Raw genomic sequence first — 19,572 nt, 5'->3', positions numbered from 1 at the left:
GAGCGGAGGCGGACTCCGGCGGACCGCCCGGCGCTGCGGGCCCACCGCCGCCGACGCCGCCGGCGGACACCCTCCCGCCGCCCGTCGGTGGACGCCAGCAGCGCGCCTCCACCGAGGCGTTGCGCCGCCTCGCCGCGGACCCCTCGGTCCGCCAGAGCGAGGCGGGGCGTCGGCTGCTGCAGTGGCTCCACAGCCACGTGGTGCTCGACGACACCTGGCAGCGCCACATCGAGGCCGTGCCACCGCACCGCGCCGGGACCGTCGCCGAAGTGGCGCTGCAGTCCTCACGCGTCTGGAAGCGCTTCGGCGAGGAGCTGACACGGCGCAAGTTCCAAGGACACTCCGCGGGTACGGACACCGCGGACCGCACCGACCCTCGAAACCGACCCCCACATCTCGGGAGCTGAAGGTGACCTCCGCCGCCATCACCAGAGCCGTGCACCGCGTCATCGACGACATGCACGCCAACCTGGGCCAGGAACTCACCATAGACGACATGGCACGCACCGCCATGTTCAGCAAGTTCCACTTCACCAGGGTGTTCCGGGACGTCACCGGCACCTCCCCCGGCAGGTACCTCTCCGCCGTCCGACTGCAGGAGGCGAAGAGGCTGCTGCTGGACACCGAGTTCAGCATCGCCGACATCAGCAGCCAGGTCGGGTACAGCAGCGTGGGGACGTTCAGTTCCCGGTTCAAGTCCTGCGTCGGGCTCTCCCCGAGCATGTTCCGGAAGCTCCGCGGCCTCTCCACCGGCATCGCCGCCGATGCGGACCGGCTGGAGGCAGCCGGCACACGGCCGGGGCCGACGCTGCGCGGTTCCGTCAGTATCGGTCCCGACCGCCTGCCCGGCTACTGCTTCCTCGGGCTGTTCCCGACTCCGGTGCCCCAGGGGCGACCCGCCCGGTGCACGGTGCTCGACGCTCCGGGCGCGTTCGAGCTCGACGACCTCCCCACGGGCCGCTGGTACGTCCTGGTCCACTCCGTGCCGTACGGCCGGGAGAACACGCCGTCGGGAACCGACGGCGAGTCGGTCGTCTCGGTCGGCCGGTACGGACCGCTGTACATCCAGCCGGGTGTCGTCCTCGCCCGGGTGGCGATCCCGATGCGCCCGCTGGCGGTCGTCGACCCGCCGATCCTGATGGCGTTGCAGGACCTGCGCGGCGGCGCCCTGGTGTGACGACAGCCCGGTCGGGGGGGGCGTCGCCCCCGCCGACCGGGCCTGTCCGTCTCAAGCCGCCCGCCGAACCGTGACGGGGAGCTCGCCGCGCATCCGGAGCGACAGCATCGGCTCGGGCACGACCCGGTGGCCCGGCAGCAGCGCGAGGTCCAGGTCGCGCGTGACGACGGCCGTGACGAACACCGCCTCCATCATGCCCAGGGTGCTGCCGACGCAGAACCGCGCGCCGGCACCGAAGGGGATGTAGGCGTAGCGCGGACGTCGGGCCACCTGGTCGGCTGCGAAGCGTTCCGGGTCGAACTCCTCGGGCCGGTCCCAGAACTCGCGGTGCCGGTGCATCGTGTACGGGGAGACCAGCACGTCGGCTCCCGCCGTCACCGCGTACCCGCCGATCTCGTCGTCGGCCACCGCCACGCGCGGCAGCATCCAGACCGGCGGGTAGAGCCGCAGCGCCTCCTGGACCACCTGGGTCGTGTAGGTGAGCGCCCCGAGGTCCGCCGCTTCGGGCAACCTCTCGCCGAGTACGGCCCGGGCCTCCTCCCGGACCCGGTCCCGGGTCGCGGGATGGCGGGTCAGCAGCCAGAGCGTCCAGCCCAGGGTGCTGGCCGTGGTCTCGTGGCCCGCCAGCAGCATCGTCACCAGGCCGTCGCGGAGCATGCGGCGGGCCCCGTCGGCGTCCGGTCGGCGACGGGCCGCCCGGATCATCAGCGCCAGCGCGTCGTCCTCGCCGCCGGCGGCGTCCATGCGCGCCGACCGGTCCGCGACCAGCTCGCCGACGATCCGGCTCAGGTCCCGTCGCGCCGCGCGGAACCTGCGGCGGGACCCCAGTGGCACCCAGCCGGGGACCACCCCCTGCGTGACCATGTCGAACAGCGCCTGGTCCTGGACCGCTTCGAAGTCGTGGGCGAGGCGGCCGTCGTCCCGGACCTCCGTCTCCAGCAGCGCGCCGCCCAGCACGCCCAGGGTCAGGCCGGTGACCTGCTGGAGCAGGTCCACCGGCCCCGTTCCCTCGCGCGCCGCCAGCTCCCGGACCAGCCGGCCCGTCTCCTCGGCGACGACCGCGGAGCGGGCGTTGACACGTCCCGGCCTGAACGCGGGCCGCAGCAGTTCACGTTGCTCGCGCCAGACCTCGCCGTCGCTGGTCAGCAGGCCGTCCCCCAGCGCGCCGCGCGACTCCACCTGCCCGATGCCCTTGTGGTAGTTGGCGCCGTTGTCCGCCAGGACGTGCTTGGCGTACTCGGGGCGGTTGAACACGTACATGGTGCGGGGTCCGGCGGCGATGCGGACGGCGTCACCGATCCGGGCGGCCTCCCGGACCATCCCGAGGCGGTCGGTCACCAGCATCCGCAGCAGCCTCGGCATCTCCGCCGGCCGGGGCCCCGGCGGGCGGGCGTTCACGCGGCGGCCCCGGTGGGGCGCGCCGCGACCGTGGTGAACAGGCCCCGGTGGTAGCCGAGGCTGTCCCGGTCGGGGTCGACGGACATCTCCAGGACCCGGCCGAGGTGGACGACGTGGTCCCCGCCGTCGTAGTGGCGCCAGCTCTCGCAGGCGAAGTGCGCCACCGCACCCGCGATGAGCGGCGCGTCGACGTACCGGCTGCGCACCAGCGGCACGCCGGCGAACTGCTCGGCGCCGTCGGGACGGGCGCGGTCCGCGAAGTGCACGGCGACGTCACGCTGATCGGCGGCGAGCACCGAGACGGCGAAGGACGGGGAGCGGTCGATCAGGCCGTTCATCACCGCCTCACGGCCCACGCACACCAGGACCAGCGGCGGGTCGAGCGAGACCGAGGTGAAGGAGTTGGCCGTCATGCCGCGCGGCTGCGGGCCGCCGACGGTCACCACCGTCACCCCCGTGGCGAAGGCCCCGAAAGCGGCGCGCAGCGTCTCGCGGTCGTCCGCGCACGCCACCCGGGCGGGGCCGGTCACGCCGCGCTCCGGCGGTCGGTGTCAGCGGCCCGGTACGGCTCCAACGCGCGGGAGAGCGCCTCGGGGAGCACCGCCGGCACCGTCGCCGTGTTGGGGCCGCGCATGCAGGCGATCCGCTGCCGTCCGCGCGCCACCAGCGTCTCCGCCCCGGCCTGGTCCAGTCGCACGTAGTCGAAGGAGAACTCGATCTGTGTGCGAGCCTGTTCGAGCAGCCGCATCCGGACGGACAGCTCGTCGAAGGCGGTGATCTCCGCGTAGAACTCGCAGTCCACCCGGAGGGTGAACAACTTGAGGTCGTCCCGGAGGTCGGCGAGGACCGCCGGAGCGCGCTCCTTGAGGAAGAGCTCGCGGCACCGGCCCTGCCACCGGAGGTAGTTGACGTAGTACACGTTGCCCACGAGGTTGGTCTCCTCGAAGCCGACGGTGTGCCGGTACTCGAAGTACTCCGCTGACATGGTCTATGGCCGCCTTTCGTCCGGGGACGCGCCGTTGAGGAGAAGAGCGATGACGACGGGTTCGGGGACCGCCCGAAGCCGGGTGGTGAAGGTCGCCACCCGGAGCGCGCCGGAGGCGAAGAGCTGCCAGCCGGCCGCGGGGTCCGGGGGCAGCGCGGTCACGGGCGCGCCGGGGGCGACGCCCTGTTTCCTGAGGCACTCCAGGACGCCCCAGACCCGGGTGGCCGCGGTGTCGGGCGTCTCCCCCCGCTCCGCGGCGACCCGCCGCGCCAGAGGGGCGCACTCCCCCAGGAGCCGGTCCACCTCCGTGGCGGTCCGGGGCGCGACACGTTCGATGTCGCAGGTGACGGGGGCGGGTGAGACGGCCGTGACGGTCACGTCGGCGCCGTGCGAGGAGCTGACCGAGAGGCCGTCGCCGAGTTCGGGGCGGCCGTCGGGCCGGTAGTGGATGTCCGCCGGCCGGTCCAGCGACCGGGAGGCGGCGAGCGCCGTGAGCAGTCGGCGTTCGGCGACACTGCCCACCGGGCGGCCGGCATGGGGTTCCACCGTCACGGCCACCGGGTCCGCCGTGTACCGGGCCAGGGCCCGCTCCAGGTAGGGGCCGAGCAGCGCCGGCGCCCACGGACCCGTCGCATCGGTGCGTCGCACCGCGCGCAGGGTCAGTCCCTCCCAGCGTTCCACCACGGCGCCTTCGCTGTCGCGCACCGCGATGTCGTAGACGTAGGTGTCCCCGTCGCTGCCGCGTTCGACCGCGGAGAACCGGAGCGCCGAACGCGGTGGTACACCGGCCGCGAGCGGCACGACGCGGTCGACGGCGAGCGGCAGGAGCGTGGCGTCGGGGACGCAGACCTGGTTGCCGTGCATGAGGGCGTCCCGTCCTCCCGGGTCGGCCAGCAGCATCCGGTCGGGCAGGTACGCGGCGAACCAACTGCCCGGGGCGGCCGGCAGCAGCTCCGCGTCCACGTGGCGGGCGGCGGCACGGTGGAACCGGGCCAGCCGACGGAACCGGCCGCCCTGGAAGAGCACGGGGCCGTAGAGGTCGGCGCCGGGTTCCAGGCTCACCGGTGGGGCGCCCGCCGCGGACCGCAGCGGCGGCCCGTCGCAGGCGGGGCCGGCGCCGTGGACCAGGCGCGCCCGGAAGTGGTCGACGGCGAAGGCGGTGTCCTCCGCCCGGATCGCGACCTCGACCGTGTCCGCGCCGGTGACGGTCGCGGCGATCCTGATGCGGGTGCTGCCCTCCGGGGGCACCACGACGGGGCGGTCGAACCGCAGCTGTTCCAGCGTGGGCACCCGGTCGTCCCCGGTCGCCGCCGACGCCACCTGGCACATGGCCTCCATCCCGAGGACGGCGGGGAGCAGCAGGTCGCCGTCGAGGAGGTGGTCGGCGAGGTACGGGTCGGTTCCCGCGTTCAGTTCGACCTCGGTCACCAACTCGACGCCGTGGTAGCGCAGCAGGGGGTCGCCGACGAAGCGGAGCATCGGCAGCGGAGGGGCTTCCCGCCGCACGGTGTCGATGCGACCGGTCCGACCGGAGACCACGGTGACGACCGGTGCGTCCGGGTCGTCCACCAGCCGCACCAGCACGTCGAGCCCTTCCGCCGGGGTGATGGCGGTGATCCCCTCCCGGGTGAGCGATTCCACGACGGCCAGCCGCTCCCCCATGCCGACACCGGCCCAGACGGACCACTCCAGACAGCGGGCGCGGAGCCCCGGGCGGGTGCGCGCGGCTTCCTCGGTGAGGTCGGCCAGCCACTCGTTGGCGACGGCGTAGTGCGCCTCGCCGGGGAGCCCCGCGCGGCCGATGACGCTTCCGAAGGTCACCAGCAGTCGCAGCCGCTCGGGTTCCAGCGCGGCGAGCAGGTTCCGCAGGCCCTCCACCTTGGGTGCGACGGTCCGCGCCAGGGCGTCGGCGTCGAGTGCGGCGAGCGGGGTGGGCTCGTTGCGGCCGGCGCCGTGCAGCAGGGCGGTCACGGGGCCGAGTTCGTCGCGGAACCCGGCCACGGCCGCTGCCACCTCGTCCGCCCGGACCACGTCGGCGCGGGCGTACCGGACGGTCACCCCGGCCGCGGCGATGCGGGCCAGGTTGGCGGCCAGCTCGGCGTCGTGGGCGGGGTCGGACCGGCCGAGGAGCGCCAGCGAGGCCCCGGTGGCGCGGGCGAGGACGAGGGCCGACTCGGCGGAGATGCCCTTGCCACCGCCGGTGACGAGCAGCACGTCGGCGGCGGTGAGGACCGGCTCGGTCCGCTCCGGGGTGTGCGGCAGCGCGCTCAGGGTGGGCACGCGCCGCGTGCCGTCGCCCTCGACGACCACCTCGCTGAACCCCTCGGTGGCGGCCACCTCCGCGAGGACGCGGTCCGCCGCGTCGTCGCCGTCCGGGGGCAGGTGGACCACCGTGGTCCGGAGGTTCCCTGCTTCCTGGTGCAGGGTCTTGGCGAGGCCGGCGGCACCGACTCCGTGCTGCACCAGGACGAACCGGTCCGGCGGGTCGGCGAGCGCCCGTTGGGCCGCGCGCAGCACCAGGGCCACCTCCTCGGTGGCGCACCCCGGTGGCAGGCAGGCGAGCACTCCCGACCCCACTCCTCCGCGTCGGAGGCGGTCGCGGATCGTGTGCGCGCGGGTGTCGCCGGGGGTGGCGAAGAGCTCCCAGTCGCCGTCGTCCCCGCGGGGCGCGGGGGTGGGGGGCGGCTCGGGGACCAGCCGCACGGCGAAGGGCCGCACCCAGCCGGCGGCGCCGGCGATCGGCGGGTCGGGGTGCCGGGTGGCGGCGGTGTCGCGGAGGCCGTCGAGCACGTCCGCCACCTCGGCGAGGGTCGCCGTGGCGAAGTTCGACGGTGTCTGGCTCACGGCGACGCCGACGCGGGCGGCGGCCAGGTTGACGAGTTGGCCGACCGCGATGGAGCTGAGGTGGAGGTCGTCGAGGAGCCGGCTGTCGTTCCGCACCAGGTCGACGGGGAGTTCGACACGTTCGGCGACGACCTGGCGGAGCACCGCGAGCGCTCCGGTGCCGGTCGGCGGTGGTGCGGTGGCCGCCGGTTCCGGGGTGGGCGGGCTGTCCCCGCTCCGCTGGTCGGGCAGAGGGCCGGTCGAGGCCGACCGGGTCGCCCCGGGTGCTGGCAGGGCATCGGCGGAGGTCGTGGGCAGCCGTCGCGGCTGCCGGGTCGGGGTGTCGAGCGGCGCCGCTTCACACGGGTTCGCCAGGAAGTCGAACTCCTGGCCGATCTCCAGCGGGCGGATCAGTCGGTCGTCGAACAGCCGCGCCGGTTCCACGGGCACCCCGACCACATAAGCGGCGGCCACCACGCCCAGCAGCCCGCGCAGCGACTCGGACTCGCTGTCCACGGGAACCGCCGGCAGACCGGTGACCGCGGTCGCCAGGCCGCTCAACACGCGCCCGGGGCCCACCTCCACGAAGAGGTCGACCTCCTCGGCGGCGGTGGTGACGGCTTCCGCGAACCGGACGGGGGCGGTGATCTGGCGCCGGAGCAGCGACGTCAGGTCGGCATCGGGGTCGAGCACCCGTCCGGTGACCGTGGACACGACCCGGGCCTCGGTGGGTCGGACGGGGCGGCTCGCGAGCCACTGTCCGAAGTGCTCGGCGGCGGCGGCCACCAGCGGCGAGTGGAATGCCCGGTCGACGGCGAGCCGGAAAGTGCCCACCCCCTGGGCGCCGGCCCTCGCCACGGTCTCCTCGACCCCTTCGGGGGAGCCCGAGACGACGGTCTGCTCCGCCCCGTTGCGGGCGGCCACGACCACGTCCACGCCCTCGATCAGGTTCTCGGCGGCACGGTGGCCCACGGCGAGGGACGCCATGGCGCCCGGCTCGCCCTTCTCCTCCATCGCGCGTCCGCGAACGGTCGCTGCGCGCAGCACGTCGTCCTCGGAGTACGCCCCCGCCCAGTGGAGCGCCGTCAGCTCGCCGAGGCTGTGTCCGACGGCGCAGACCCCCTCCACCCGCAGCGCCTCCAGGACGCGGAGGGCCGCGAGGGAGCCGGCGACGATCCGGGGCTGTGCCGCTGCGGTGGAACGCGGGTCGGTGGTGGCAGCGAGGCCGTCGCGAGTGTGGCGCTCGACGGCGCGGTACGTCTCGTCGGCCTCGGTGAACCTGCGGCGGAGCGCGCCTTCGGCAGTGCCCGTCGCTCCCTGACCGGGGAAGAGCAGGCCGACGCGGGCCCTGCCCCCGACCACACCGAGCGCGCCGTGTCCACCCGGGTCGAGACGGCTGGTGGTGCCGGCGTCCAGCGCCCGTGCCAGCTCCCGCAGGCTGCCCTCGGCCTCCTGGGGCGAACCGACCACCACGCCCGCCCGGTAGCGGTTCCCGCCGCACCGCCCCAGCAGTGCCGCCGCCAGGTCGGCGAGCTGTGCGTAGGACAGCGTGCCGGCGAACTCGGCGGTCTCCAGCAGGAGTCGTGACAGGGCCTCCGGGGAGTCGGCGTCGAAGAGCAGCAGCTCGGCGTCCTGCGCCGACCGGGCAAGGGAGACCGACCGTCGTCCGGTCGGCCTCCGGCGGGTCCCCGGGGCGTTCTCCAGCACGAGGTGCGTGTTGATCCCGCCGAAGCCCATGGCGCTGACTCCGGCCCGCCGGACCCCGGTGTCCGGCCACTCCTCCGCGACCGCGAGGGGGCGCAGCGCGGCCCCGGGGCCGGTCAACAGCTCATGGGGGTCGACGCATCCGACGGTGGGGGGCAGCATCCGCTGGTCGACGGCCATGACGGTCTTGATGAGACCGGCGACGCCTGCCGCTGCCTTGGTGTGCCCGATCGTGCCCTTCACCGAGGTGATCACCGCGGCGGGGGCGTCCGGCGCGGCGGCGGCGCGCGCGGCGCCCAGCGCCGTCAGCTCGGCGGCGTCACCGACGGCCGTGCCCGTGCCGTGCCCCTCGAAGAGGGAGACGGTGCCGATGTCCACGCCGGCCCGGTCGTAGGCACGGCGCAGCGCGAGCCGGTAGCCGTCCACCTCGGGCCGGGTGATCCCGCCGAAGCCGTCGGAGGAGACGCCCCAGCCCCTGATCACCGCGTGGATCCGGTGACCGGCGGCGACGGCGTCCTCCACGCGCATCAGCACCACCATGCCGCAGCCCTCGCCCGGCCAGAAGCCGTTGCTGCGCTTGTCGTACATCCGCATCTCGCCGGTGGCGAGGGCGCCGGCCTTGGCGAAGCCGATGATCTCGAAGGGGTCGATCGACAGGTCGACCCCGCCCGCGACGGCGACGTCGATGTCGCCCTCCAGCAGCGCGCGGGCGGCGGTGATGGCCGACAGCAGCGAGGACGAGCAGGCCCCGTCCACCGTGTAGCCGCCGCCGCCCAGGTCGAAGTGGTTGCAGATCCGACCGGCGATGGTGTTGGAGAGACCGCCGGCCAGCGTGTCCTCGTCCACCTCGGGGAACGGCTCCTTGTAGCGGATCTCGGCGCCGGCGAGGAACTCCGCGACGCGGTCCCCGTCCCAGCCCTCGTCGAGCAGCGCCCGTGTCATGACCCGTCGGACGTAGGGCCATCGCAGTCTCATCACGTTGGCGCGGGTGAACTCGCCGGTGAGGGTGTTGCCGACGATCACGCCGGTGCGGGTGCGCGGCAGGTCGCCCGCCGCGGTGAACCCGGCGTCGGTCAGCGCCCGCCGGGCCGTGTCCAGGGCGAGCCAGTGGGTGAGGTCGGTGGACCGGTACGTGCTGCCGGGTACCCGGTGCGCGCCGCGGTCGAACCGGTAGCCCTCCAGGACGGCGGCGGTACGCGCGTAGAACCGGTCCGGCGCCGACGGGTCGGGGTCCCAGTAGTCCGCGGCACGGGTCCGCACGTCCGGCAGCCGCCGGAACGCCCGTCGGCCGGCCAGCGCGTTCTCCCACAGCTCCCTCGGCGTGGTCGCGTCCGGGTACCGGCACGCCATGCCGACGATCGCGATTCCCGTCATGTCGCCACCGCCGCCTTCTCGCGGCCCGTGGAGTCGTCGTCCGCTCGCTCGTGGCAGGCGCAGCTCCCGACGCAACCCGCCTGGCAGGGGCCGCTGAACGGGCTGCCGGGATCGGTCTCGGGTGAGCCGGTCGACGGCTGTTCCGCGCGGGTGCGGTCGAGTTCCTGTGCGCGGCGCAGCCGATCCGTCCCGTCCGCGACCCAGAGGTAGACGCCCCGGACGAGGCAGACCAGGGCGGTGGCGAAGAAGATGCCGTAGGCGACCCCCAACCCGGTGAGCAGGCCGTAGACGGCGGCGGTACCTCCGCCGAAGGCGATCTGGCCGAGTCGGGACCCGGGGGTCGTGCCGGGGTCGGAGATCATGTAGTTGCTGAAGAGGATGAAGGCGACCCCGGTCATCATCGCCAGCGCGGAGGGGATCGAGGTCCCGAAGAGCACCCCCCGGATCACCGCCTGCGCGGCGAAGCCCACGATCCAGCTGAGCACCAGCCACATCCGCCCGGTGAGCTTGGCGTTCAGCATCGTCCCCAAGGTGATGATGACGGCCGGCACCAGCCAGTCGAGCCCCCCGTCGATGTTCTCGGTGAACTGGTACGGCGGCGCGATGCTCGCCCAGGGCAGCACCAGCAGGATCACGGTGATGCCGAGGTTGGAGGGGTTCATGAAGTGGCGGAGCCGTCCGCGCACCGGGGCCCGCAGGACCCACTTGGCGCCGATGGCGACGACCACGCCGAAGACCAGCCCCCAGACCATGTCGTTGACGTAGATGAGCATGTTCACGGCGAGGCCGGTGATGTGGGCGGGGTAGAGGAACTCGGCGAAGCCGCGCATGCCGCCGCCGAGGAATCGGGGGGCGCGGCCGTCGACGCCGGCCGCCACCGTCTCCAGCAGGATCTCGGTGCCGTACGCGACCAGGAGCGCGAGCAGCGGCCAGGTCCAGGGCTGTTCGAAGCCGAGCACGGTGTAGCCGAGGATGTTGAGCACGGTGATGGAGATGGCGAACCGGCGCAGCGCGGTGACGATCTTGGGGCTGTGCCGTGCCTCTGCCGTCTCGGGTGTCACGGACATGGTCACTTCTCCCTGGCTTCGGAGCCGAGCTCGATCGTGTGCCTACCGGGGCTGAGCCGCAGCCTCTCCTCGCGGACCTCGCCCTCCTGGTCGCGCCAGGTGAGGTGGACGGGGACGGTGTTGCCGACGTCGTGGCCGAGGCCGACGTGCACCTCGGTGCTGCGCTTGCCGGAGTGGCCGCTGCCGCCGTCGACGTGGACGAGTCGCTCGGTGCCGTCGGGCAGCGTGACCCGCGCCTCGGCGCCGACTGCCGCGCCGCCGGACTCGTTGCAGAGCTTCAGCAGCAGGAACTCGCCCGGGGACTCGGTGGTGTTCCGGTAGAAGACGGGGTCGCCCCACTGGCGGGCGACCGCCATGTCGAGCCGACCGTCACCGGTGGTGTCGCCGGTCGCCACGCCGCGTGTCGGGATCGGGGAGTCCATGCCCAGCTCGTCGGCGATGTTGACGAACCGGCCCCCGTCGGAGCGCGCGAACAGCCGCAGCGGTTGGTTGCCGGCGATGTCGTCGCCGAGCTCGACGTTGGGCCACCACATCGGGTTGGCGGTCAGGGCGTCGTTGGTCGCCGCGAGTTCCTGGAGCTGGGGCCAGCGGTTGGTCTTGCCCCTGACGAAGCCGACCGCCTGCGCCACCTCCGGCACGCCGTCGTTGTCGAGGTCGGCCGCCTTGATGTCCCAGCCCCAACCGGCCCAGGCGAGACGCAGCGCCGTGCTGCGGTCGACGAAGGGCGCGTCGCCGTCGAGGAACCGCTCGCGGGCCTCCTCACGGTCGGCGGCGGTGTTCATGAAGGCGTGGTTGGACTCCTGGATGCCGAAGGAGGTGGTGATGTTGCTGACGAGGAAGTCGAACGTGCCGTTCCCGTCGAGGTCGACGAAGTCGACGCCCATCCCCTTGAACGAGGTGCTGCCCAGCAGCTTCGACTTCGGCACGGTGCCGTCCCTGGGCGAGGTGACCTCCTCGAACCTCAGCCGGCCGGGCTCGGAACGGTTGTGCAGCAGCGAGGAGGTGCCGAAGTCGTGCCCGAGGAACAGCTCGGGGAGGTGGTCGCCGTCGAGGTCCGCGGCTGCGGCGGCGAGCACCCAACCGTTGCTGAGCTCCTCCGGCAGGGCGGCCTCGGACTTGACGTAGCCGTCCTCGGTCCAGAGGAAGAACTCGCCGCCCCCGCCGTTGCGGGCGCGCGAGAGCGAGTGGTTCATCGTGACGCCGCCGTCCCGGGTGGTGTCCAGCACTGGGCTCTCCGGGAAGTAGTTGCCGATGAAGATGTCGGGCCGCCCGTCCCCGTCGAAGTCGGCGACGGCGGCGGCGTTGGAGTGCCACAGTGGGCCCGAGTACCGCGGGCCCCCCTTGGAGGGCAGGAGCTCCACCGCCTCGAAGGACTCCGCCGTCAGCGCGCCGCCCTCCGCGGGCCGGCGCTCGGTGGCGAGGTAGAGGATGGGTGTTCGGCCCCAGTAGTAGACGAGCAGGTCGGTGACCCCGTCGTCGTTGAAGTCACCGGGCACGCACCCCATCGGCGCCATCGTCTCGGTCACCGGCAGCGGATCGGGGTCCAGCACGAACGGCGCGTACGGTTCGCCCTCGCGGTTGGGTGCGGGGGTCACGACCACCTGGTCGGTCCGCGGATCGGTGATGCAGAGGTCGTTCGCGAGCCCGTCACCGTCGATGTCGTTCATCGCGATACCGGCACCGACCGAGGATATCCACCCCTGGATGTCCCGGTAGGCCTTGTTGACGGGTCGCACCTCTTTCTTCTCGTACCCGGACGGCATCGATATCGCCATGGCCTCGAAACCGAAACCGCTCGCGACCTCGCGCCGTTCCTCCGCCGAGGGCTCGGGAATACGAACAATGTAGTAGGTACCCAGCATGAGCACGACCGCGATGACACCTGCCGTGTTCCTGCGCGCCCATCCGACCGCCTTCATCACGCTGAATCTTCCTTTCCGGGGGGAATTCGGGAGGCAAGGGCGGACGCGATTCCGTCACGCCACTCCTCGTACACCGTGGTTCCGGGGAGTGGCGGTCCGGCGGGCCTCAGCTCGGTGCAGAGCCGTGCCGCCTCCGCCGCGGTCGTCCCGCAGATCACCGCGGTCGCCCGCTCGGTGTGCGGCACCTCGGTGCCGGCCAGCAGCCGGGCCTCGGCCGCGAACGCGGCGCCCTGTGCGAGGCGGTACCGGTGCTCGCCCGCATGGGCGACCAGTGCCCGCAGCTCCGACTCGTCCGCGGAGCCCGCGTAGGTCGCTGCCAGCCCGGTCCCCGCGTAGAGATCGGGCCGCCGGTGCGCCGGGAACGCCTCGACGAGCGCCGCCACCCGGTCCGGGCAGGCGCCGCCGACGAACCACAGCGCCCGGCCGATGCCCTGGTCCACGACGCGCGCCGAGGCGTCGTCGGGCCCGCCCGCCCAGCTGAACCGGACGGGTTCGCCCGGGTTCCGCACGTACCGGTCGGTGCGGAAGTACGCCTGGTGGAACCCGTATCCGTCGAGAATCAACCAACGCAGCAGGGGGTCGGTGCGCCGCACGTCGGGCCACCGGAACCGGGGCAGCCGCGCCATCGCCCAGCCGATGCCGACGTACACCATGTAGACGTGGCGCCGACCGTTCCCGGCGAGCAGCCCGGCCAGGCGACCCCGGTGACCGGGCAGCGCGTCGTACACCGTCGCGCCCATCCCGGCCCCCTCGTAGGCGAAGCCCCGGTAGTCGCGCGGAATCTCCTCCAGGGATCTCTCCAACTCCCCGACCGAACCGGAACCGACCGCGAGAGAGAATCCGGAGAGGAACACCTTCCCGACGGTCTCCAGGTTCGTACGCGCTTCCTCGCTCTTCAGATGGAACCCCCTCTTTTCCAGGTTCGTCTCCGCCGGGGACGGAGTCAGCAACCTGCTCCTCATTACTCCCGCGAAGGAGGGCATGACGATCACCGCCTTTCATTGGACGGTTTTGCGGACCACCATCGAAAAGTAGAGGCCCCGAACGGGGTTCACCTACTTCTGGGATGCGGAGAAACGGTCCGAACGCAGTCGGACCGCGGTGCGCCACTGCTCGTAGACCGGGACGCCGGTTGTCGCGGGGCCGAGTGCGTCGCCGCAGTCGTCGGCGAACGCCGCCGCCGCCTCCACCGTCAGACCGGTCAGCACCCGCGTCGCACCGGTGGTGTGCTCGGGGACGTGGCCGGCGAGGTGCCGTGCCTTCGCCGCGAAGACCGCTCCCTGGCGCAGGTGACCCGTCCATCTGCCCGCGTCGTCCCGCAGCGCCGACAGTGCGGACGCGCTCGCGCCGCCGGCGAACGTGGCGGCGAGGCCGACGCCGCTCCACAGGTCCGCCCGCCGGTCGAACGCGAACCGGTGAACGGCGGATGCCACGTCCTGCGGCCGGGCGCCGTGCACGAACCACAGGGCTCGGCCGACGCCCTGGTCCACCGCGCGCGGGAAGTACTCCGCGTCGCCCTCCCAGGCGTAGCGCCGGGGGCGGTGCTGGGAGTCGATCCAGCGGCGGTTGTCGAAGTAGGCGCGGTCGAAGCCGTATCCGTCCACCGCCAGCCAGCTCATCCGCGGGTACGCCCACGGCTCGGTGAAGCGCGGCACCGCGCGGCGCCAGACGGCACGGGGGAGCCGGGCCATGGCGAAGCCGATCCCGATGTGGTTGAGCAGGATGTGGGGACGGCCCGCTCCGTCGAGCAGCGCACGGGTGCGGTGGCGGGCGGGGCCCATGGCGTCCCTGATCACGCAGGCCATCGTGGCACCCTCGTAGGCGAACCCCCGGGCCTCCGGCGCGACCAGCGCGAGTCGGGCGGCGGTCTCCGCGGGCGAGCCGTCCGCGATGCCCCACTCGAAGCCGCAGACCACCGCCTGCGGGATGGCCCCCAGTCGCCGTGCGACCGGGGTGTCCCCGCCGGGGAAGCCGCGGCCCTCCGGCGTCACCCGGGACAGCGACGGGGCCGTCACCGTCCTACGGACCGCTCCGATGACTCCTGCCATGTCCGGCCTCCGCTCGATTCGCTCGCCACACCAGCGGCCTCATGGTGGGACGGGAGCGGACGGCGGGCATCTCCCGACGTGCCGAGGGGGCTCCGCCGCGGCGCGGTCGGTGTCGGGGTCGGCCTGAACGGCGGCCTGTTCGAGTCGTGACGTCAGTCGTCGCCCACGGCCACGTCCTCGGCGTGCAGCCGGGCGCCGCACTCCGCACAGCGGAGCTCGACCCGCACGGCGCCGCCGCAGCCGCGGTGGGCGGGGTCGATCGGCGGCGCGGAGACCCCCGGCAGCCGCTGCTCGGCCCACTGGGTCAGCGCGATCACCGCGTGGGCCAGGTCCCGGCCGGACGGGGTGAGGACGTAGTCGAAGCGGGGCGGGCGCTCCTGGTAGGGGACGCGCTCCAGGACGCCGTGCTCCATCAGGCGGCGCAGCCGCTTGTTGAGGGTGTTGCGGGCGATGTCGAGCTCCTCGGTGAAGCCCTCGAACCGCCGGGTGCCGAGCAGCGCCGACCGCACGATCAGGAGCGTCCAGCGTTCCCCGACGACCTCAAGGGAGCGCGCCAGGTTGCACTCCTGCCCCACGTAGGTGTGCTTCAGCATGCGACCAGGGTAGAGGGCGCGGCGCCGCCGCACCCAGGACGCAGTAGGCGTACGCGGCGGACACCATGGTCATGTGGTGGTGCCAACCCGGGTACGAGCGGCCCTCGAAGTCCGCCATGCCGAACTCCGCGGCCAGCCGACGCACCGCCAGTCGACTGACCCGCGGGGTGTTCAAGAGTGTCGTGTGCACCTCGATCGAACGGTCCGCCAGGGAGGTCAGCCAGAGCCGTTGATGACGCCGGCCGGGCACCGCGAGCAGGACGTGTGGGGCGGCGGCCCGCTCGGCGACGAGACCGGGGACACCCACCTGGCTGACCGTCACCGCCTGCGGGGTGCCGTCGGTGGGTGGCTGCTGGGCCGGTACTCCCTCGGCCCCGAGGTGGAAGAGGCTACGCGCGGAGACCTCGACGCCGGGACGGGCGGTGGCACCGCGGCCGGGGCGTCTGCCGAGCATGACGCGGAAGCCGTCGGGGACGGCGACCATGAAGTCCAGGCCCCGCCGGCTGAGGGTCCGCACGACGCGCTCCGCGTCGTTGCAGCCGCTGAGGTCGGCGACCACCGGTAACCGGGGCCCGGCGAGGTGGGCGAGGTTGTCGATCATCGACATCACGGTGTGCTCGATGGTCGGCACGTGCACCTCGTCCGGCACCCGGACCCGGTGGCGGCGGTCGCGGTCGAGGTCCCAGGGACCGGGGAGCAGCAGCTGCCAGTCCACCGGGACGGCGCACTCCGGCCCGGTCAGGAACATGCCGACCCCCAGCTGGCACACGGCGGACCGTCCGGTGGAGCTCACGAACCGGCGGTGCACGCCGCAGGAGTGGGGGCCCCGCTTGCGGAGCAGCGCCACGTCCACGGTCCAGGCGCGCGCGTCCATCCGCGGCTCCACCCAGTCCGCGAGGACGCGGCGGGTCGGCGCCCATTCCCAGGGGCTGGTGTTGATGAACTGGTGGAGCGACTGCGAGGCGGTCGGCGAGTCGGTCACCGCCGCCGCGAGGCTGCGCACGGTCTTCTTGCCGGGCGCCGTCACCAGGCCGGTCAGGTAGGCGTGGGCCCAGCGGCGCTGGTCGGCGCGAGGCAGGTGCGCAAAGAGAGGGGCGGCGTACGAGAGCGTGGGACCGTGCGCAGCCGCGACACCGCCAGTGTTCATGTTCCGTTCCTTCCGCCACCGAACGACCGCGGTCGCTGACCGCGACCGCTCCGACAACCGCCAAAGAATAGCCACGACCCGCAACTTCGCAGGGCGGCGGTCAACACCCCTGCGACTTGGGCAGGTTCACGCGTCGGAGCACCCCCAGTCTGCCGTCCGCGGGCGAGCCGGGTAGAGGAGTTACAGCAGTTTTGGAGATGCGCGACCGCTGGGCCCGGCTGAATGATTGAGCCCCGCACGCTGTCACCACGCGTGCGTTCCGCGCCGTCCCACCGCGCGTCTCCCACCTGCAACACATGGAGCACCATGAGCACCGTTGAATCGGCCGACGGCACCCCGATCGCCTACGACAGCACCGGCACCGGCACCCCCGTCATCCTGGTGGGCGGCTCGTTCAGCCGCCGCCACCACCCGACGATGACGCAGCTCGCCGAGGCACTCAGCCCGCACCACACCGTCTACAACTACGACCGGCGGGGCCGCGGCGACAGTGGCGACGCCGACACCTACACCACCCAGCGCGAGGTGGAGGACCTCGCGGCCCTCGCCGAGGCCGCCGGCGGCGAGGTGAACGTCTTCGGCCTCTCGGCCGGGGGCGCCCTCGCGCTGAAGGCCGCCGCCGCCGGGGTCTCCTTCTCCCGCGTGGTCGTCTACGACCCGCCGTTCGTGGTGGACGAGACCGGCCCCCGTCCTCCCGAGGGGTTCCGCGCCGAGCTGGAGGAGCTGGCCGCCACCGACCGACGCGGCGACGCCGTCGAGCTGTTCATGACCAGGGCCATGGGCGCCCCCGCCGAGGCCGTCGCCGGAATGCGGGCGGCCCCCTTCTGGGGCGGGCTGGAGAGCCTGGCCCACACCCTGGCCTACGACACCGCGCTGCTCGGTGACTTCTCGCTGCCGACCGAGGAGCTCGGCGCCGTCACCACCCCGGTGCTGGTCGCCCACGGCGACCAGACCCCGCCGTGGCTCCACGCCGGGGCGCGCGCCACCGCCGAGGCGCTCGCCAACGGCGAGCTCCAGACCCTGAAGGGCCAGGGCATCGAGATCGACCCCGTCGCGCTCGCGCCCGAGCTGGTCGCGTTCTACGCCAAGTGACCCCCGCCCCGGCCTGCCCTTCCCCAGACCGTCCCCAGTCCCCCGGGACCACCGCTCGCCCGCTCGTGGTGAGCGGACCGACAAGGAGTAGACAATGCGCACATGGCTCAGCCGGTGCAGCGCGGTACCTGCCGCACGACGCGGCAAGTGGTTGATACTCGCGGCCTGGCTGATCGCAGCTATGGCGCTCGGACCACTCGCGGGCAAGCTCGCCGACGTCTCCGACACCAGCGCCAACGCGTTCCTGCCTCGTGGTGCGGAGTCGGCCGAGGTCAACACGCAGCTGGAGCAGTTCAGGACCGACGAACTGATGCCGGCGGTGGTCGTCTACACCAGTGACGGGGCCCTCGACGAGGAGGCGCGCGCCAAGGTCGAGACGGACCGGTCGCAGTACGCCGACCTCGCGGAGGGCGGCTCCGTCCCGGAGGCGGTGCCCTCCGAGGACGGCGAGGCCCTGATCGTGTCGGTGCCGTTGTCCGGCACTGACCAGGCGCTCCTGGCGGAGCGCATCGACGAGATCCGCGGGATCGCCGGAGCGGGCAACCCCGCCGGGGTGGAGGCACTCGTCGGAGGTGCAGGCGGTGCGACGGCGGACGCCTTCACCGTGTTCGAGTCCCTCGACGTGACGCTGATGTCCATCACCGCTCTGATCGTGGTGGCGCTGCTGCTGTTGACCTACCGCAGCCCGGTGCTCTGGCTGTTCCCCGTGATCGCGGTGGCCTTCGCCGCGGTGCTCACCCAGGTCGCGGCGTATCTGCTCGCCGAGTACGCGGGGCTCCAGGTCGACCCGCAGAGCTCGGGCGTCCTCATGGTGCTCGTGTTCGGTGTGGGCACCGACTACGCCCTGCTGCTGATCGCCCGCTACCGGGAGGAACTGCGCGCGGAGGAGGACCGGCACCTGGCCATGCGCACCGCGCTGCGCCGGACCCTGCCCGCGGTGATGGCCTCGGCGGCCACCGTCGCCGCCGGTCTGCTCTGCCTGGCCCTGGCGGACATGAACTCCTCCCGCTCGATGGGTCTGCTGGGCGTCGTCGGCATCGCCTTCGGCTTCCTCGCCATGGTGACGGTGCTGCCCGCGCTGCTGCTCGTGGCGGGCCGGTGGGTGTTCTGGCCGCGGATCCCGCACTTCGACGACCCCGCCCCCTCCGGCAACCGCTGGGAGCGGGTCGGCAACGCCGTCGCCGCACGCCCCCGCCTGTCCTGGGTGCTCTCGCTCGCCGCCGTGGCGGTGCTCGCGCTCAACATGTTCGGCTCCTCGATGGGGCTGCCGCAGTCCGGCTGGTTCCAGGAGACGCCGGAGTCGGTGCACGCCCAGGAACGGCTCTCCGAGCACTACCCCTCGGGTTCGGGTGACCCCACCATCCTGATCGCGCCGACCTCCGAGGTGGACACGGTCGTCGAGCAGGCCGGGGCGCTGCCGGGCGTCGACTCGGTCACGGTGGTCGCGACCAGCGCGGACGGCGAGCTGACGCAGCTGGCGGCCGTACTGTCCGGGACCCCGGACAGCGAGGAGGCGCTGGACACGGTCCGCGACCTGCGTTCCGACACCGACGCGCTGGTGGGAGGCACGACCGCGCAGACGCTGGACAAGGAGACCACCTTCGAGCGCGACCTGATGGTGGTGGTTCCTGCGGTGCTGCTGGTGGTGCTGCTGGTGCTGATCGCCCTGCTCCGCTCGCTGGTCGCCCCGCTCCTGCTGCTGGGGACCGTGGTGGTCTCCTACTTCGCGGCATTCGGCGCGTCCAACCTCCTGTTCACCCACGTCTACGGCCACGAGGGCATCGACTGGTCGATGCCGCTGCTCGGGTTCGTCTTCCTGGTGGCGCTGGGCATCGACTACAACATCTTCCTGATGCACCGCGTCCGGGAGGAGGTGCAACTCCTCGGCCATCAGCGGGGCGTCCTGGTGGGGCTGGCCCAGACGGGCGGGGTGATCACCTCCGCGGGGCTCGTCCTCGCCGGAACCTTCGCCGTGTTCGCGATCCTGCCCCTGGTGTCGATGGCCCAGATGGGGGTGATCGTCGGAGTCGGCGTGCTCATCGACACCTTCCTGGTCCGCACGGTCCTCGTGCCGGCGCTCGCGCTCGACCTCGGCGGTGAGCGCTTCTGGTGGCCCAAGGTGCCGCAGCGCGAGGACGCGGAGCCCGCCGCCCCCGAGCGGTCCGACGACGAGTCCTCCACTCCGGCAGCCGTCTGACGCACGCCCCGAACGCCCCGTCCCGTCGCCCCTGGCGGGACGGGG

At 73.1% G+C, this 19,572-nt stretch carries 13 protein-coding genes and 1 pseudogene; 4 read left to right on the top strand and 10 right to left on the bottom strand.

All coding sequences use genetic code 11. The features are described 5' to 3' along the window. Together HCJ92_RS06535 and HCJ92_RS06530 are read left to right on the top strand one after the other, a co-directional pair. Positions 1-407 (top strand): annotated as a pseudogene (locus HCJ92_RS06535) (hypothetical protein); the annotation flags it as partial. A gap of 2 nt (positions 408-409) precedes the next feature. Then, a complete protein-coding gene (locus tag HCJ92_RS06530) occupies positions 410-1,177 on the top strand; it encodes a helix-turn-helix domain-containing protein (RefSeq protein WP_338054053.1) in 768 nt (255 codons plus the stop codon). A gap of 51 nt (positions 1,178-1,228) precedes the next feature. Here the strand turns inward: HCJ92_RS06530 and HCJ92_RS06525 are convergent, their stop codons facing one another. The 10 genes from HCJ92_RS06525 to HCJ92_RS06480 all read right to left on the bottom strand — a co-directional run bounded on the left by HCJ92_RS06525 (position 1,229) and on the right by HCJ92_RS06480 (position 16,238). Then, a complete protein-coding gene (locus HCJ92_RS06525; RefSeq protein ID WP_245240642.1) occupies positions 1,229-2,539 on the bottom strand; it encodes a cytochrome P450 in 1,311 nt (436 codons plus the stop codon). A 32-nt stretch (positions 2,540-2,571) separates the two neighbouring features. Beyond that, on the bottom strand, positions 2,572-3,105 hold the full coding sequence (locus HCJ92_RS06520; RefSeq protein WP_167932477.1) for a flavin reductase: 534 nt from the start codon (positions 3,103-3,105) through the stop codon (positions 2,572-2,574). After that, on the bottom strand, positions 3,102-3,560 hold the full coding sequence (locus HCJ92_RS06515) for an acyl-CoA thioesterase (protein WP_167932476.1): 459 nt from the start codon (positions 3,558-3,560) through the stop codon (positions 3,102-3,104). The genes HCJ92_RS06520 and HCJ92_RS06515 overlap by 4 nt, the downstream gene beginning before the upstream one ends. Before the next feature lie 3 nt (positions 3,561-3,563). Next, entirely contained in the window at positions 3,564-9,461 is a 5,898-nt protein-coding gene (locus tag HCJ92_RS06510) for a type I polyketide synthase (protein WP_167932475.1), read from the bottom strand. Continuing rightward, positions 9,458-10,528, bottom strand: a complete 1,071-nt coding sequence (locus HCJ92_RS06505; RefSeq protein ID WP_245240641.1) for an enediyne biosynthesis protein — start codon at positions 10,526-10,528, stop codon at positions 9,458-9,460. The genes HCJ92_RS06510 and HCJ92_RS06505 overlap by 4 nt, the downstream gene beginning before the upstream one ends. 2 nt (positions 10,529-10,530) lie before the next feature. After that, positions 10,531-12,447, bottom strand: a complete 1,917-nt coding sequence (locus tag HCJ92_RS06500; protein ID WP_245240640.1) for a CRTAC1 family protein — start codon at positions 12,445-12,447, stop codon at positions 10,531-10,533. Beyond that, the gene (locus HCJ92_RS06495) at positions 12,447-13,433 is read right to left on the bottom strand and encodes a DUF1702 family protein (protein ID WP_167932482.1); all 987 of its coding nucleotides are present in this window, start codon (positions 13,431-13,433) and stop codon (positions 12,447-12,449) included. The genes HCJ92_RS06500 and HCJ92_RS06495 overlap by 1 nt, the downstream gene beginning before the upstream one ends. Positions 13,434-13,505: 72 nt before the next feature. Next, on the bottom strand, positions 13,506-14,498 hold the full coding sequence (locus tag HCJ92_RS06490; RefSeq protein ID WP_167932474.1) for a DUF1702 family protein: 993 nt from the start codon (positions 14,496-14,498) through the stop codon (positions 13,506-13,508). A gap of 152 nt (positions 14,499-14,650) precedes the next feature. Beyond that, complete coding sequence (locus HCJ92_RS06485; RefSeq protein ID WP_167932473.1) at positions 14,651-15,091, bottom strand: winged helix-turn-helix transcriptional regulator; 441 nt, start codon at positions 15,089-15,091, stop codon at positions 14,651-14,653. Further along, positions 15,039-16,238, bottom strand: a complete 1,200-nt coding sequence (locus tag HCJ92_RS06480; RefSeq protein ID WP_167932472.1) for an IS701 family transposase — start codon at positions 16,236-16,238, stop codon at positions 15,039-15,041. The genes HCJ92_RS06485 and HCJ92_RS06480 overlap by 53 nt, the downstream gene beginning before the upstream one ends. Before the next feature lie 306 nt (positions 16,239-16,544). Here HCJ92_RS06480 and HCJ92_RS06475 point away from each other — a divergent pair, with 306 nt between their 5' ends. Together HCJ92_RS06475 and HCJ92_RS06470 are read left to right on the top strand one after the other, a co-directional pair. Beyond that, a complete protein-coding gene (locus HCJ92_RS06475) occupies positions 16,545-17,330 on the top strand; it encodes an alpha/beta fold hydrolase (protein ID WP_167932471.1) in 786 nt (261 codons plus the stop codon). A 94-nt stretch (positions 17,331-17,424) separates the two neighbouring features. Then, on the top strand, positions 17,425-19,527 hold the full coding sequence (locus tag HCJ92_RS06470; protein ID WP_167932470.1) for an MMPL family transporter: 2,103 nt from the start codon (positions 17,425-17,427) through the stop codon (positions 19,525-19,527). Positions 19,528-19,572: the final 45 nt, after the last annotated feature.

The organism is Streptomyces spiramenti (assembly GCF_012034385.1).
GTDB lineage: Bacteria > Actinomycetota > Actinomycetes > Streptomycetales > Streptomycetaceae > Streptomyces > Streptomyces spiramenti.
This window is presented reverse-complemented; position numbering and strand designations above follow the sequence as displayed.